This window comes from Brucella sp. TWI432 (assembly GCF_039674445.1).
GTDB classification, from domain to species: Bacteria; Pseudomonadota; Alphaproteobacteria; order Rhizobiales; family Rhizobiaceae; genus Brucella; species Brucella chromiisoli.
The window spans coordinates 1-16,171 of the sequence record NZ_JBDJNL010000002.1 but is presented as its reverse complement, the minus strand read 5'-3'; the positions used below and the strand labels follow the sequence as shown (position 1 = coordinate 16,171).

Genomic DNA, 16,171 nt, shown 5'->3' with positions numbered 1-16,171 from the left:
AGAAGTGAAAAACTCGCGACAGAACCATTGAGAATGCTATAATATTCCTCGCAAAATATCTTTCCCTGTCTTGCCTGGACGAACAGTATATGAATGATAAACAAGGCTCTGATACTTCAAAGCCGTTGAATCCCGCGAAGGCTTTCATCGAAAATGAGAGGCCCACTCTCAAGACAATCGCCTTTATGACAGGGCTTGGCGTGACTACAGTTTCGCGTGCACTCAAAGATGCACCGGAAATCGGTCCGGAAACCCGAAAGCGTGTCCAGCTTATCGCACGCCAGATCGGCTATCGGCCGAACCGTGCGGGTGTTCGACTGCGCACCGGGAAAACAAATGTCATTGCGCTCGTCCTCAACACGCAAGACGAGATCATGGGTTTTACAAGTCAAGTGATCCATGGTGTCGCGGATATGCTGGCCGACACACAATATCATCTTATTCTCACACCTTATTTCAGTTCCGGCGCATCAATTGAGCCGATCCGTTATATCGTTGAAACAGGCTCAGCTGACGGGATTATATTTTCGCGAACTGAACCGGATGATCAGCGCGTCCATTATCTGACCGAACATAACTTCCCCTTTGCTACGCACGGCCGCACAAATACCGGAATTGAACACCCGTATCATGATTTTGACAATCATGCCTTTGCGCGAGATATGGTCGACCGGTTATCCTCGCTTGGGCGTAAGAATCTTGTTCTCCTGACACCCCCGGCGCAACTCACCTATTACAGTCATATGGTTTCTGGATTTTATGAAGGCTTGCGTCAGTTTGGGTGCAATGGTTCAACGCTGGAAAATGTCGACCTGGACAGCCCCCTTCAGCACTTGCGCCGCTACATCGCAGAACGAATGAAATTGCCGGCGCGGCCAGATGGCATTATTTGTTCTGGCAGCGCCGCAACGCTGGCTGTGGTCGCAGGAATAGAAGATGCCGGCTTGTCCATTGGTAAAGACGTGGACGTTGCGGCTAAACAGTCAACCGAGATACTGCACTGGTTCCGACCCGAACTGATTGTTGCTGAAGAAAGCTTCAAACTTGCCGGTCAGCAATTAGGCAAAGCTATCCTGGGGCGGATCAATGGACTGGATATTTCATCCCTGCAAACGGTAGGCTAGAGCATAAAGTCCTGTTGAAACGATGGCGAGTATCAATAAGAGTGTGCTTCAAAGAAAAGGTCTTAAAGCACTGATCTAATTTAAACACATGGAAAGACCGTGCGCCCCATTGAGCGCACTAAGCCGTTCTAACTGGCGGCGTGTCGCCTGTGCATATCCATCGGACGCAGGAGTGCCTCGGCATCGGCAATACCCAGTGCCTGAGGCCGCGTGCATGTGGTTTGGATATCGATAAAGCGCTTCTCCTCACCCGATTTAAGAATTGAAAGCATAACCTCCACACCGTGCAATGCACGCTCAAGAGAGCATCGCATTTCGCGCCCTCCAAGAATGGCCGCAGCCATATCAGCCAGCCCTGCAGTGCGATAATTCGCCATCATTCCACTGGAATGCTGCTCATTCTCAACACCGAAAGGATGGTCCCAGGCTTCTACGGCAACGGCAGCGTTTTCAGGTTTTGCCAGCAGCACCTCACCGCCAAAAAAGTTCGGGTCCGGCAGATAGAGCGAACCTTCCGTGCCATAGAGTTCCATATTGGCGTGACGATGTGCCCAAACATCCCAGCTTGCCATCAACGTAACTGTGGCCCCCTGTTCAAACTCCAGCAATGCCTGAATAGTGGTTGGCGTTTCAACCGGGATGATCTCGCCTTTTCTTGGTTCGGAGCGAATGACACGAGTACTCGTTGCTGCAGATGTCAGCGCGGCAACCCGCTGAACGGGGCCCAGAAGATTGATGAGATTGGCAATATAATAAGGTCCCAGATCAAGGATTGGACCACCTCCTGCCCTGAAGAAAAAATCGGGGTTTGGATGCCAATGCTCCATGCCATGGCTCATCACATGGCAGGTTCCCGAGGTAATCCGCCCAACATTTCCGCTGTCGATTTCACGCCGTGCCAGCTGATGCGCACCACCGAGAAAAGTGTCCGGTGCGCATCCCACTTTCAGGCATCGCCCGTCCGCAAGTGCTTTCAATTCGAGCCCCTGCTCAACTGAAAGCACCAGGGGCTTTTCAGAATAGACATGCTTTCCTGCCGCCAGAATCTGTTTTGAAACGGTATAATGCGCATCTGGAACCGTTAGATTGACCACAATATCAATGTCGTCGTTCTGCAGCAGCGCATCAATCGACTGCGCAATAATCCCGAACTCAGCGGCCCGCGCTTCTGCAGCCTGCGGATTGATATCTGCACAGGCTCTGATTTCGATGTTGCGAAACAAGGGAGCCAGTCGCAAATAAGCGGCTGAGATATTTCCACATCCAATGATGCCAACACCCAGTGTCCTGATCATTACATTCTCCACTTATAAATCGCGAACTGTATCGATAGAACGGCTTGCAAAACGCGTGTCATCAGACGGATTGTCATGCTCCATGACGAAATAGCGGGCAGGTGTTTTGCGCAACGCCGCGATGAGCCGCGGCCAATCGACGATACCATGCCCCACATCTTCCCAGCCGTCTTCATCCGCCTTCTCGCCAGTTTCGGCAATGTCCTTAACATGGACAGCAATCATCCGATCTCCATAACGCTTGATCCATTCAAACGGGTCAGCGCCACTTTTGATAATCCAGGCAATGTCCGCCTCCCAGACAAGGTCTGGTGATGCGTTGAGAATGTGCTCCTGTGGGACAGAACCATCTGACAAGGGACGGAATTCAAAATCGTGATTGTGCCAGCCAAAGGCATATCCCGCCTTTCGATATGGCTCGCCTGCTGCAGCAAGTTGCTCACCAAACGCCTGCCATCCGGCAGGTGTATCGGGTCGGCGTTCAGCATCAAGATAAGGACAGAAAATAGCCTTCATATCGATGACCCTGGCAATTTCCAGCACACGATCGACTTCGTTTTCAAGCATGTCGATCCCGAAATGTCCCGTCGGCATGGAAAGTCCGAGACTATCCAGTTCCGCCCTGAGTTGAGCTGGATCATTATAAATTCCGCCATAACCCTCAACCTGACGATAGCCGAGATCACGCAGCATTTTTAAAGTTCGCTTCAATGGCTGAAACTTCCGCGAACTATAAAGCTGATAGGAATACCCATTCATAATTTTAAACCTTTGTTTAATCGCTGATAGGCCTGCCTTTTAAAAGGCAATAACAATCCCGCGTGATTGAAATGGCTCTTCAATCACGTTGCTGAAACAACTGGAATTGCGCGGGGAATTAGGAGGAGAGCATATTGCTGATCATCTAAAGCCTTTCCTCTGTCTGGGCGTCGAACAACGAAAGCGTGTCAGGCTTGAATCCGATCCTGACCTTATCGCCTGCCCGATAACGTTTGCTCGCTTCAACACGCGCTGAGATGGGGTGCCCGGCGAAGCGAAGCCAGACCAAGCTGTCAGCCCCCATGGGTTCGTCCAGATCAACAGTTGCCTCCAAGCCATCTTGTTGATCCAAACAAATATGTTCAGGTCTGATGCCAAGTGTCGCCTTGCGCCCATGCTCGACAGAGCCATCATAACCATCAAGAAGAATGGCCGCGTCACCGATATGGAAATAGGGAAGACCGTCCTGAACCTTGATCTCACCAGAGAAAAAATTCATTGACGGCGATCCGAGAAAACCAGCAACGAAGCGGTTGCACGGACGATTATAAATGGTCAGCGGATCAGCCAATTGCTGAATCACACCGCCTTTCATCACAGCGATACGGTCAGCCAGCGTCAAGGCTTCAATCTGGTCATGCGTTACATAGATCATCGTGTTGCCAAGCTTATGGTGCAATCGCTTGATTTCGACCCGAAGCTCGGAACGCAGTTTGGCATCAAGGTTTGAAAGCGGCTCATCAAACAAAAAGACATCAACATCACGCACGAGAGCACGGCCGATGGCAACGCGCTGGCGCTGCCCGCCGGAAAGCGCAGACGGCTTGCGTTGCAGCAAGGGCTCAATCTGTAAAATTGCAGCAGCGTGTTTAACGCGCTTGTCGATCTCAGTTTTTGGCAGCCCCGCAACCCGCAGACCAAATGACAGGTTTTTCTCAACGGTCATCTGCGGATAGAGCGCATAAGACTGGAAAACCATGCCGATACCCCGGTCCTTTGGCTCCTTCCAGGTCACGTTCTGTCCTTTGATATATATACTGCCTTCCGAAATATCGAGCAGCCCGGCAACGCAGTTCAAAAGTGTGGACTTGCCACATCCGGATGGCCCAAGAAGAACGAGAAATTCGCCTTCATTGATTTCCAGATTAAGGTTTTTAAGCACATCGACTGAGCCGAAACCAAGAGACAGATCCTGGACAGAAACACTTGATTGCATGATGTTCATCCTTTCACGGCACCTGCGGCGATGCCGCGAACGAAATAGCGCCCCGACACGAAGTAAACGAGCAGCGGCACAGCACCGGTGAGAATGGTTGCAGCCATATTGACATTGTATTCCTTCACGCCCTGCACCGAATTGACGATATTGTTGAGCTGCACTGTCATCGGAAAATTTTGCGTTCCTGCAAACACCACGCCAAACAGGAAGTCATTCCAGATCCCCGTGACCTGCAGAATAATTGCAACCACGAAAATCGGTAATGACATTGGCAACATGATCTGGAAGAAGATGCGCCAGAACCCTGCGCCGTCCACGCGCGCAGCCTTAAAGAGCTCAGGCGGAAGCCCCGTAAAATAATTACGGAACAGGAGCGTTAAAATAGGCATGCCAAAGATGGTATGGATAAAAACGACACCTGTCAGAGTGCCAAAAATTCCGAGTTCGCGCGTTATGATAACCAGCGGGTAAAGCATAACCTGGTAAGGGATAAACGCCCCGAAAAGCAGTATTGTGAAGAAGACTTCCGAACCTTTAAACTTCCAGTTTGCAAGCGCATAGCCATTCACAGAAGCAATGGCGATTGAGACGATAACGCTTGGAATTGTAATCTTCAAAGAATTCCAGAAACCTGTACTGATACCTTCGCAATAAAGCCCCGTACAGGCCTGGCTCCATGCCTTTACCCATGGCTCAAAAGTGATATCGACGGGCCGGGCAAAAATATTGCCAAGCCGGATTTCGGGCATGCCTTTGAGCGATGTGACCACCATTACATAAAGCGGCAACAGATAATAAACTGCGGCAACAAACAAGATGCTGTAGAGCATGATGGTCGCAGGTGCGAAGCGTTGCTTCGGCTTGCGCCCCCATGGCTCTCTGCCTTGCACCGCAGGCACAAAAACACCTTGCCTGTGATGCCCGCCCTCGCTTTCCATCTTGCGGTTCACAACAGCTTCGCTCATCGCGTTTTCCTCCGTCCGAATTCGAGCATTGCCCAGGGAACAAGGATAACCAGCACTGTGGTCAGCATGACCGTAGAGGCAGCGAGGCCCTGCCCAAGATTGGCCCAGCCGAACATGAAATCGTAGACATATTTTGCAGGCACTTCAGAGGCTATGCCCGGACCACCATTCGTCATGGCGACAACAAGGTCGTAAAGTTTGACGATACCAGTAGCGATCATCACGACAGTTGTGACCAGCACGGGCCGCATCATCGGCAAAATGATAAAAAGATAGGTTTTCCATTTTGGAATGCCATCAACACGTGCGGCCTTCCATATTTCGTCATCAACATTGCGCAGACCGGCAAGCATCAGTACCATCACAAGCCCGGTCATTTGCCAAAGACCAGCAATTACAATGGCATAAATGACATATGTGCGGCTCGACAAAATCGCCATCTGGAAATTATCAAACCCCATATCCCGAACGACCTGTTCAAGCCCCAGTTGAGGGTTGAAAATCCACTGCCACACAAGACCCGTCACGATGAATGAGAGAGCATAGGGGTACAGAAAAATTGTGCGAAACGTGTTTTCAAAACGGATTTTCTGATCCATCAACGCCGCGAGAACAAACCCGCCAAACAACGAAAACCCCATACACAACACGCCATAAATGGCGATGTTACGCACCGAGATGTGCCAGCGCGAAGCGCCAAACAACCGCACATACTGATCAACACCGACGAAGTTTAATACCGGAAGCGACCTCGAGGATGTAAAAGAATAGAGAATGGTCCAAGCCGTGCAGCCGATAAAAACCACCAACACTGTGGCAATCATCGGAAGCGCTGCGACCTTTGCATTCAGATTTCGAAATAAGCGTGACGGTTTTCGATAACCGCCTCCATTCGTCACTGCCATGACTGTCCTCGCTGTCATCGCCGATAATGAAGCATAGCCCTCCCAGACCACACCAGTTTCAGCTTCGAAGCCTTCTCAGACATATTGGCTTCAGATAAGCTGATGCGCTAAAATGCTTGTTCAATGATCTCCGCAAAACGCTCCTGCAACTCATCAACCGTCATGTCAGGATTGGCGAAAAACTCCGCCGCAAGACTTTCCATCTGTCCGTGCGTATCAGGTGCGCGCAACTGATCGATCGATGGTACGATATTGTCTGCCTTATTAAGGATGTCGATGCCGGCACGCATACAGCTTGAGGCCGTATTAAGATCAACGTCACCCCGAATAGGCAATGAGCCTTTTGCGAGATTGAATGCCACCTGCGTATCTTTTGCCACCAGCATACTGGCAAGCTTCAGCTGGGCTTTGGTGACTTCTGGATCTTTATTCTTCGGGAAATAAACTGCATCTCCACCCGTATCCAGATAGGGTTTTTCACCCAACCCTGGCAGGCAATCATAATCCTTACCCGAAACTTTACCCGCGGTGCTAAACTCTCCCTGCGCCCAGTCACCCATGATCTGAGCACCGGCACGGCCGGACATGACCATGCCCGTTGCCTCATTCCAGGACCGCCCGACATAGCCAGGATCGGCAAGATCGCGCGCCTGTGCAAACGCCTCAAAGACCTTCTTCATCTCCGGTCCGCGTGCAGCCTCAGCATCTTTGTCCCGGTTTACTTTCAGATAAAGCTCTTTACCTCCAATAGAAACCATGAGAACCGTTAGAATACCATTGACCTGCCAGCCATCTCCGGCTGCGAGCGGGACTATGTTGTTCTCTTTGAGCTTTGGCGCGGCAGCAACCAGATCATTCCAATTCTCCGGCGGCTTAATGCCCACATCGCGGAAAGCCTGCGGATTAAGCCACATCCACTCCCATGAGTGAATGTTAAGCGGCACACAGTAAAGTCGGCCCTTGAATGTGCAGGAATCAAGCAAGCTTTTGGGACGAATAAAGTCAGCCCAACCTTCCTTTTCCGCCAGTTCGGTCATATCCGTCATGAGCCCGGCTTCAACGAGCTCTTCAGCCTGCCGACCGTGATTAAGCTGCGTTGCCCCCATCGGATTGCCGCCCAGAATACGACTGATGATGATTGGGCGGGCGGTGGACCCGCTGCCAGCAATTGCACCATCCACCCATTTATCACCGCCAAGTGCGTCGAATTTTTCAGCCAGAACCCTGACCGCCGCGGCTTCGCCACCGGATGTCCACCAATGGGTCACTTCAAGGTCTGCAGCCCGCGCGCCCACGACCGCCGGCAGAGTTGTCAAAATTGTACCAACGGACAAAGCCACAACGGCCGACTTTAAGCTGAACATTTCATTTCCTCCCAAATCTGAAACGTTACAGGTAGACTAATCAAGTTGTCACCGGATGCAAGCGCTTATTTAGGCACGCCCCTCGGAACTGGCAGATATTACGTAAAATTCCTGCGGATTTGTGGAGATAGCAGGCCACTAGCAGTATCCAGGGGCACAAGGGTAGCCGTTGATTGGATACTGTAACGTTACAGTTTATAATAATTTTCTAAACAACGGTAAATTTGCTGCAAAAAAAGAACCGGCACGAAACATGCTGATTCATATGAAATAGCCTAGAACTTAAAGCCGCGTTTGGGCATTCAGGAGAATGCACAACGCCTGAATTATTGACTCAGATGCGAATTCCGTTCTCATCGCAAAACAGATGCATTGCCGATGTTTCAAACGAAAGGCCAACTGTAGTTCCGGCTCTAACATCGCTCCGCCCCTGAAGAACGAATGAAATTTCAGGTTCCGTTTTAAGCGAAATAAATGTCGATGAGCCTGTCGTCTCAACTGTTGCGACTTCAAGACTAAGACACGTGTCACTCGATGAAGACAGGCTGATGTGTTCTGGCCGTACCCCGACAACAACACGTCGCCCTGATTGCAGAACCCGTGGTGCGCGTAACGGTTTCACAGTATCTGCACCCAATTCCAGCAGCAAGGTGAGTCCGTCCGCACCAACAACAGCAGGAATAAAATTCATTGCGGGAGAACCAATGAAGCCGGCGACAAAGCGATTGACCGGCTTATCATAAAGATCGATTGGTGTGCCCTGCTGTTCAATCAAGCCATCTTTCATCACAACAACATGATCTGCCATTGTCATGGCTTCAATCTGGTCATGCGTAACATAGACTGATGTGGCGTGAAGCCGGTCATGAAGCGCACGGATTTCCTTACGCATATGCACACGCAGAGCGGCGTCCAAATTGGACAACGGCTCATCAAACAAAAAAGCTTGCGGATTACGAATTATCGCCCGGCTCATAGCCACACGCTGTCGCTGACCACCCGACAATTCGCGCGGATAACGTTTCATGAGATGAGAAAGCCCTGTCGTAGCCGCGACTTCTTCAGCTGCCTTTCGCGCCTCACGTTTGTTCACACCACGTACTTTAAGTGAGTAAGTCAGGTTCTCCTCGACCGTCATATGCGGATATAGCGCGTAGGACTGGAAGACCATTGCGACATCTCGTTTGCGAGGTGGCACACCATTCATCAACCTGCCGCCAATACGCATATCCCCACCGGAAATGCTTTCAAGTCCTGCGAGAGATCGCAGCAAAGTCGACTTTCCGCAACCTGAAGGGCCGACCAGCGCTACGAACATGCCCTTTTCAATAGAAAGGTTGATATTCTTCAGCGCATGATAATTACCATAATGCTTATTCACGTTAGATAATTCGATCTGGAGGGTCATTTGAGCGCTCCCGAGGTTAGGCCGGATACAATACGGCGCTGCAAGAGGATGAAAAGAGCAAGAATGGGAGTAACATACATAGCCGCGTAAGCCATGATGTTGTTCCATTCACTCGTATTGGGCCCCATGAAGGAATTAAGCCCGACACTGGCTGGCTGAAGTTCGACAGCTTGAATGAGCGATTTCGAATAAACAAACTCGCCAAAGGCCTGCATGAAGATCAGGATCGCGCTGACGAGAATGCCGTTGCGTGCGAGTGGCAACACTATGTGGAAGAAAGCACCGATTCTGGAGTTGCCATCCACAAGGGCTGCTTCCTCAAGCTCTTGCGGCACGGCCATAAATGTCGCGCGCACCAGAACGACAAAGAATGGCAGGCTCTTGGCAGCGATGGCCAAAACAACAGCAAATCGCGGATAATCAAGAAGACCAACCTGCGAGAACCCGACAAAAATTGGCGTTATCATGAGCGATGGCGGCAACACCTGAAGTGTCAGGATCAGAAAAAGCCCGATATCAATCCAGACATTGCGATAGCGCGCAAGCACATAGGCACATCCAACACCAAGAACAGTTATCAGGCTGACTGCACCGAGCGCAATAACGATCGAGTTCCACAGATAGCGCCCCAAATTGCGGCCTTGCCAGACATTCGCGTAAGTCTCCCATTGTGCGGAACGCGGCAGCAACGTCGGCGGCGTGGCAAACATCTCCGAACCGCTTTTAAGCGATGTAATATACATCCAATAAAGCGGAAACAAATACACCGTTGCCAGAACCAGTCCGATCACGAGCATGAGGCGATTACGGGTTTTCCGGCTCATCCGCGCACCTCATGACGAGTCGAGCGCACATAGACAACTGAAGCGAGCATGACAAAACCGAGCATGATGGCCGAGATTGTAGCGCCCTTACCAAAGTCATATTGCCGGAACGATAGATCCCAAGCCCAATATTGAGCCACGTTTGATGTATTGTTAGGGCCACCGTCAGTGATAGCAGCAAAAAGATCAAATTGTTGAAGGGTGAAAATCAGCCCGAGCGCGATCATTGCACCAATTGTCGACCGCATCATCGGCAGCGTAATTGTGTAAAAGCGCTGCCATGCATTCGCACCATCAAGCTCCGCGGCTTCATAAAGATCTGCCGGTATGGCGGCAAGTCCAACCGATAACAGGATCATATTGAAAGATGTTCCCAGCCATATGTTGGCAATAACAACCGCCCAAAGCGAAAAATCAGGGTCCGAACGCCAGAAAATATTGCCATCGATAATACCACTCTCTCGGAGCATGAAGTTGAGTACGCCGAAGTCACCGGAAAGTATCCAGTTCCATATCGCCCCCACCACAAGTCCAGGCATTACCCAGGACACGAGAAACACACCACGCAACCATGTTGAGCCAGGAAAATCATTCCAGAAAAATAATGCGAGTCCAAATCCGATCAGAAACTGCCCGACGATGGAAGCAACAACAAACACGAGTGTATTGATCAGTATGGGGAGCGTTTCGGGCTGTTTGAACAAATCAATATAATTCTGAAACCCAACAAAAGGCCTGGCAAAAGTGCCAAGGCTAAACATGTCAACTTCCTGAAAGCTCATTACAATGTTGTAAACAAGCGGTATGCCGGCCAACACGAATAGAAACGCAAATGGCACGGCTAGCAACATGATATCGAAGCCGCGACCATCGCTCATGCTGGAAAATATCTTCTTCATCTGACATCCCTTGGTTCCAATTGAGCTGCCTGTCACTCAGTGACAAACAGCCCATCCGGGAGGATAAAGCTCGGTTTTGTTGCGAAAGGCTGACCATCCAAACATGGTACGTTTCAGGATCCTCAGCCCTCAATAAGCTTGATCTTATCTGCAGCCTGATTGAGCGCTTCTTTTGCCGACATTTGGCCCGTTAATGTGGCTTGAATTGCATCCTGTACCGCCTTTGAAATCTTAGGCCATTGCGGCGACGGCCCACGCGGCTGAGCATATTGCAGCTGTTCGACAAAGACCTTAAGTGCTTCGTCTTTCATCTGGTTACCAGTCGAAGGCGCCGCGATATCAGATCTTGCTGGCAACTGCCCAAAGTTCTTGAACATGTCTTTGTCCTGGGACACGAAATATTCGAGAACTTTGAATGCTTGATCTGGATGCTTGCTGGTAGAGAAGATCGCCCAGTTGTAATCCCCCATCGCAGATGAACGTGAAGCATCTGCATTCGGCACAGGTAAGAGCGCCACGCCCCAGCTAAATTTTGCGTCGGTGACCATTCGGTCAATTTCCCATGGACCGGAGATAGCCATACCGACATTGCCGGCGTTAAAGGTCGCTGTTGCGTCCCACTGGCTGCGTGTGAGCGTATCCGGAGAGGCCAACTTTTCGTCAAGAATGGTTTTCCAGGTTTCCAGCGCCTTCACCGCACCATCGGCATTGATGTTCTTATAAGAACCACCGGCCATCTGCACCCATGGAAGAAACTGGAATGTTCCTTCTTCGTTGGCTTTGGCAGAGAACGCCAGTCCGTAAACATTCTTTGATGGATCGGTCAGTTTACGTGCAACATCTACCAACTCCTCCCAAGTTTTCGGTGGGCTTTCCGGGTCAAGTCCTGCGGCTTTAAACAAATCCTTATTATAATAGAGCGCAATCGTATTGGTGGCTTTCGGGATACCGTAATATTTGCCATCCCACATTGTCGATTTGAGAGGTCCTGGAAAATAATTCTCCACCGTCACCACGTCTGATGCAGCGATCCTATCAGTCAGGTCTAGAAAAGCGTTACGCGACGCAAACATGGCATGGTTGGGATTATCGATTGAAATAATATCGGGTGCATTGCCCGTGGAATAGGCGCGCATCGCCTCACTAACGACATCATCAAACTGGATTTGCCGGTATTCTACACGGATACCGGTGTTAAGCTTATTGAAGTCTTTGATCATATTAGGGGCAGGCTGGATCTCTCTATCCACTGCCCAGACATTGATTGTGATGTCTTCAGCCTGGGCTTCAATCAATGGAAACGAAACCCCGGTCAGCACCAAAACGCCAACAGCTAAATAGTTTACGATACCCATAGTCTCCTCCTCTTTGGTTATCGCGTTCAATAGTTTGACAGGTGCCGCTCCCTCGGCCACCTATCCGCTCAGTCATACCGGATCGACGATAAATTCTCCCCCACGGCATTTTTTAAGGTAATTCAATCCGTGGACCTGTCCTGTCATTTCAAGTTGATCCCGATATACCGGGTCATGCCAACCCTCGATATCGATAGATCCCGACCAGCCAGCCAGACGCAGTTCCGAAATGACATCCGTCCAGTTCGTGTCGCCAAAGCCCGGCGTCCGCATGAAAACAAACTTTTCTTTCCCAAAAATCCCATGCTCTTTGATGACATCCCAGCGAATGGTCGCATCTTTGCCATGGACGTGGAAAATTTTGCTAGCCCATTTGCGGATCTGCGGTATTGGGTCAATCAGATAAACCATCTGATGGCACGGCTCCCATTCGATGCCAATGTGATCATCCGTGGTTTCATTGAACATCAATTCCCAAGCATCAGGATTATGGGCGATGTTCCAGTCACCAGTTGCCCAGTTGCCATCCATCGCACAATTTTCAAATGCGATTTTTAAACCTTTGTCAGCGGCCCGCTTGGCCAGCTCACTCCAGATTTCCTTGTAGCGCGGCAGACTGTCCGTCAGCGGCTTGCCGCGCACACGCCCCGTAAAACCAGCAACACAAGTCGCACCGAAGTGATGCGCATTATCGATGCAATCTTTCCAGCCCTGCAACGTCTCAAGATCTACATCCGTGGTTTCCAGAGGATTACCAAACATGCCAAGCGTTGAGATCGTAATATCGCGATCTCCAATTGCCTCAACACAACGTTTGCCCAGTTCTGCCAGATCCTGACTATTTGTAGTTTGCCAGAAAAATGGCTCGAAACTCTCAAAGCCCAGATCGGCAATCTGCCCGATGCGCTTTGCCGCGTCGCCCTTGGTAGCGCTGACCATTGTACCGATGCGAACGGATTTTGCCGGATTGTTCACTGTCTGCACCTCATGCTGCAATTGTTACGCGCTGCCGCAGGCGGGCGCTTTCAATCGCGCCAACCACCATCGCCAGACTGTTGATATTGTCGAAGGATACGGTTTCTGGAACCGTTCCATTTTGAACCGCATGCAGGAACGACGAGATAACGCTCGCATGCCCCTGTGTTTCGCGCGCACTCTTCGGCTCAGAAACGTTTACGGTCACAAAACCATGCAGAAGCCCCTCTTCATGCCCCGAGACGGAGGCCCGCAGATGATCCTCGCCGTCCCAGGTAATCATCCCCTTTGAACCGACAAGACGCCAGTGACTTTCCCAACTCGTCCGTTCTCCTTCCGCGCACCACGACCCGCGATACGTGAAAACCACATTGTTGGAAAACTCGAAAACCGCATTGGCAACCGCGCCATGTGCATACCACGAACCTGTCGGATTGGTTTCGAGACAATAGACGGCTTCCGGCTTCTCACCAGCAACGAACCTTGCCGCATCGAATGTGTGTATTGCCATATCAAGCAACAAAACATTCTGCATTTCCTCACGAAATCCACCAAAGTGTGGCGCAATGAAGAAATCACAATGTATCGCGGAGATTTCACCGATCAGACTTTCTTCCACAGCGCGCCGCAACCGGCGTATTCCTGCGATAAAGCGTCGATTTTGCACGATAGCATGAATCTTTCCGGCTTTTTTTGCCAGATCAATCAGCTGATGCGCCTCGTCAAGCGATGACGCCATCGGCTTTTCACTCAAAACATGGCACCCTGCGGCAAGACCAATGGAAACCACAGAAAATCGTGCCGCCGGAACGACAATATCAAACAGGATATCGGCATTTGTCGTGCTGAGCACTTCCGCAAGATTAGTGCCGATCACCGCGCTAGATAGATTAAACTCCTGCGCCAAGCGTTCTGCAGTTTCTTGGTGCAGATCAACCAACCCGGCAATGCGGATCGCTGAAGACAGCTCCGGAGACGATACGATTGCGCGCAGCCATCCTTTGGCCATAGCTCCGCATCCGCATATAACGGCATTCAATGTCACGATTTCCTCCCGATTACAGCGTGCATTCCCCTTAACGCACATATTCCGTAAACGTTTACGACGCTATGCGATGAGTGCTATTTATGTCAAGACCTGAAAAACCAGAACAAGAAATTGCGCCTTGGGAGAGTATCATGAAGGGTATACGCCAACTTGCGGAGCATCTGAATATTTCCATCGGCACTGTTTCAAGAGCGCTTAATGGCAAACCCGATGTCAACGAAGAAACGCGCCAGCGTGTGCTCGAAGCAGCGGAAAGAATGGGTTATGTCGCCAATCAGTCAGGGCGCAGCCTGAGGAAAGGCGTGACAAATGTCGTCGGGCTTATGACCGGCAGCACACCCGAAACCGTCGAAAATGCTGATAATTTCTTCGTGGGGCTGACAGATGGGCTTCAGAGCGTGCTGTCGCAACACAATCTCGATCTCATTCTTCTCCCCTGCCCCGAAGGCGAAGACAGCGAAGAATATATCAAACGTATGGTCGCCCGCCGCATGGTGGACGCCATGATTATTTCTTCGACTAAACGCATCGACCGGCGCATCGATTTTCTGATCCGGGCACGATTACCGTTCATCGCGCTTGGACGCTCACAATCGGGCGGTTCCCATGCATGGATTGATCTGGACTTTGAAGGGGTGGCGCGCTGCGCAGTCAACCGACTGGTAGCCAACGGCCATCGATACATAGCAATCGCAGTTCCGGACAATGAAACCAATCTCGGCTATCTTTTCCTGGATGGTTATAAACTGGGCCTTGCTGAGAACGGAATCTCGTTTGACCCTTCCCTGATTATTCGCGCAAAATCCAGTGAACAGGGTGGCTATCACGCGGGCAGCGAATTACTCCAGATGTCACCACGCCCCACAGCAATTGTTCTGATTTATGAACTCATGGCTCTGGGTTTATATAGACGGCTCGAAGAGGTGGGCGTCTCTCCCGGTAGCGATATCGCAGTCATTGGGTTTCGCGAAGAATCCCGTGGACGCTTCCTGCAACCACCATTGACGAGCTTCCGGCTATCTTTGCGTGAATTGGGCATATCGGTAGGCCAATTGTTGCTCTCCACCATGCCATCATACAGCTCTGCATATCCAATCCAGCAAACCCAGATCGTCTGGCCAATGAAACTTGTTGAAGGCGAGAGCGGCTAATATGGCACTGATACGTTAACGTAAGCGCAGATGTAACTCGGTCTTTGACACAATTCCTATACGCGCTTCAGGCGTGCAATTTCTCGCCCCATGTTGGTAGCGGAACGCCGCAACTCACAATGACCAGCAGCGTTAAATTGATTGCGAGGAAAGTAATGAAAATTGTCGACCGGATCGTGTATCGACGTGAATCTTTGCACATGCCGCGCTGACTTAAAAACGCTTCATATCCCGCTCGCGTCCCCGGATCGACTGATCCCAACTTGTCGGTGACCACGAGTCGCGGCGCATAGCCCTGACCAGATAGGAGCATGCGCATGAAACGCCTGGCGGCTTTGGTATTGCGGCGTTTCTGGACCAGAACCTCCCAAGCAAAACCATCCTGATCAACCGCTCACCACAAAATGTATTGCTCACCTTTGATCAATATCACGTGTTCATCCAAGTGCCACTTGTCACCAAGATGTTGAGCGCAATGACGGATAGCTTCCAGAAAAAGCCAGTTGTTGCAGCCTTTGTCGCCCCGACGAGGCAAGGACGCTTGAAACACTTCAAGCGCAACGGCCCAATCTTCGCCCGTGATCTTCGTGCTCATGCCGACCTCCAAATCAGTCCGCATGCCATGAATCAGACAAAGCTCAACCGCCCTCCCCCCATTTCCGTTACATACGGAAATCCATCCGAACAGCCTAGGCTCAGGACCCATTGATTTGAGAATGAAGAGCTGATTCAGTTTCGCTTGAGGAGACTGAACGATGAGCAATCTTTACTGGCTGAGCGAAGGACAGATGTCACGCCTTCGCCCCTTTTTTCCCAAGAGCCATGGACGACCACGCGTTGATGACAGACGTGTCTTGAGTGGAATTATCTTCATTCTTCG

Annotated in this window: 17 protein-coding genes; 3 read left to right on the top strand and 14 right to left on the bottom strand. The window is 50.7% G+C overall.

Annotated features, from left to right (window positions below; genetic code table 11):
- Positions 1–89: 89 nt before the first annotated feature.
- Positions 90–1,124, top strand: coding sequence for a LacI family transcriptional regulator (locus ABE527_RS05185; protein ID WP_499695485.1), 1,035 nt, complete (start codon positions 90–92; stop codon positions 1,122–1,124).
- 128 nt (positions 1,125–1,252) lie between these two features.
- Here ABE527_RS05185 and ABE527_RS05180 read toward each other — a convergent pair whose 3' ends face one another.
- From ABE527_RS05180 to ABE527_RS05125, 12 genes are all read right to left on the bottom strand, one after another.
- On the bottom strand, positions 1,253–2,419 hold the full coding sequence (locus ABE527_RS05180) for a Gfo/Idh/MocA family protein (protein WP_499696340.1): 1,167 nt from the start codon (positions 2,417–2,419) through the stop codon (positions 1,253–1,255).
- 12 nt (positions 2,420–2,431) lie between these two features.
- Complete coding sequence (locus ABE527_RS05175) at positions 2,432–3,178, bottom strand: sugar phosphate isomerase/epimerase family protein (protein WP_499696339.1); 747 nt, start codon at positions 3,176–3,178, stop codon at positions 2,432–2,434.
- Positions 3,179–3,323: 145 nt separating this feature from the next.
- On the bottom strand, positions 3,324–4,394 hold the full coding sequence (locus ABE527_RS05170; protein ID WP_499695482.1) for an ABC transporter ATP-binding protein: 1,071 nt from the start codon (positions 4,392–4,394) through the stop codon (positions 3,324–3,326).
- 5 nt (positions 4,395–4,399) lie between these two features.
- Positions 4,400–5,362: a carbohydrate ABC transporter permease gene (locus ABE527_RS05165; RefSeq protein ID WP_499695481.1), complete on the bottom strand. Its 963-nt coding sequence runs from the start codon at positions 5,360–5,362 to the stop codon at positions 4,400–4,402.
- Positions 5,359–6,267 carry a carbohydrate ABC transporter permease gene (locus ABE527_RS05160; RefSeq protein ID WP_499695480.1) on the bottom strand — a complete coding sequence of 303 codons (909 nt, stop codon included), beginning with the start codon at positions 6,265–6,267 and terminating at the stop codon, positions 5,359–5,361. Before ABE527_RS05160 ends, ABE527_RS05165 begins: the two co-directional genes overlap by 4 nt.
- 107 nt (positions 6,268–6,374) lie before the next feature.
- Positions 6,375–7,631, bottom strand: coding sequence for an ABC transporter substrate-binding protein (locus ABE527_RS05155; protein ID WP_499696338.1), 1,257 nt, complete (start codon positions 7,629–7,631; stop codon positions 6,375–6,377).
- 334 nt (positions 7,632–7,965) lie between these two features.
- Entirely contained in the window at positions 7,966–9,039 is a 1,074-nt protein-coding gene (locus tag ABE527_RS05150) for an ABC transporter ATP-binding protein (protein WP_499696337.1), read from the bottom strand.
- Positions 9,036–9,863 carry a carbohydrate ABC transporter permease gene (locus ABE527_RS05145; protein WP_499696336.1) on the bottom strand — a complete coding sequence of 276 codons (828 nt, stop codon included), beginning with the start codon at positions 9,861–9,863 and terminating at the stop codon, positions 9,036–9,038. The genes ABE527_RS05150 and ABE527_RS05145 overlap by 4 nt, the downstream gene beginning before the upstream one ends.
- Positions 9,860–10,762, bottom strand: a complete 903-nt coding sequence (locus tag ABE527_RS05140) for a carbohydrate ABC transporter permease (protein ID WP_499694950.1) — start codon at positions 10,760–10,762, stop codon at positions 9,860–9,862. Before ABE527_RS05140 ends, ABE527_RS05145 begins: the two co-directional genes overlap by 4 nt.
- A gap of 122 nt (positions 10,763–10,884) precedes the next feature.
- Positions 10,885–12,117, bottom strand: a complete 1,233-nt coding sequence (locus ABE527_RS05135; protein ID WP_499696335.1) for an ABC transporter substrate-binding protein — start codon at positions 12,115–12,117, stop codon at positions 10,885–10,887.
- Between the two features lie 72 nt (positions 12,118–12,189).
- Positions 12,190–13,092 carry a sugar phosphate isomerase/epimerase family protein gene (locus tag ABE527_RS05130; RefSeq protein WP_499696334.1) on the bottom strand — a complete coding sequence of 301 codons (903 nt, stop codon included), beginning with the start codon at positions 13,090–13,092 and terminating at the stop codon, positions 12,190–12,192.
- Between the two features lie 10 nt (positions 13,093–13,102).
- The gene (locus tag ABE527_RS05125) at positions 13,103–14,137 is read right to left on the bottom strand and encodes a Gfo/Idh/MocA family protein (protein WP_499694953.1); all 1,035 of its coding nucleotides are present in this window, start codon (positions 14,135–14,137) and stop codon (positions 13,103–13,105) included.
- A 134-nt stretch (positions 14,138–14,271) separates the two neighbouring features.
- Between ABE527_RS05125 and ABE527_RS05120 the strand changes: the two genes are divergently transcribed.
- A complete protein-coding gene (locus ABE527_RS05120) occupies positions 14,272–15,291 on the top strand; it encodes a LacI family DNA-binding transcriptional regulator (RefSeq protein ID WP_499694954.1) in 1,020 nt (339 codons plus the stop codon).
- A 67-nt stretch (positions 15,292–15,358) separates the two neighbouring features.
- Here the strand turns inward: ABE527_RS05120 and ABE527_RS05115 are convergent, their stop codons facing one another.
- Positions 15,359–15,652 (bottom strand): hypothetical protein, encoded by a 294-nt coding sequence (locus tag ABE527_RS05115; RefSeq protein WP_499696507.1) that lies wholly within the window; start codon positions 15,650–15,652, stop codon positions 15,359–15,361.
- Positions 15,653–15,685: 33 nt separating this feature from the next.
- Positions 15,686–15,886, bottom strand: coding sequence for a hypothetical protein (locus tag ABE527_RS05110; protein WP_499696333.1), 201 nt, complete (start codon positions 15,884–15,886; stop codon positions 15,686–15,688).
- 160 nt (positions 15,887–16,046) lie between these two features.
- On the opposite strand from ABE527_RS05110, the gene ABE527_RS05105 reads away from it, so the two are divergent.
- Positions 16,047–16,171: transposase (locus ABE527_RS05105; RefSeq protein WP_499695018.1), on the top strand; the 125-nt coding region annotated here is incomplete at its 3' end.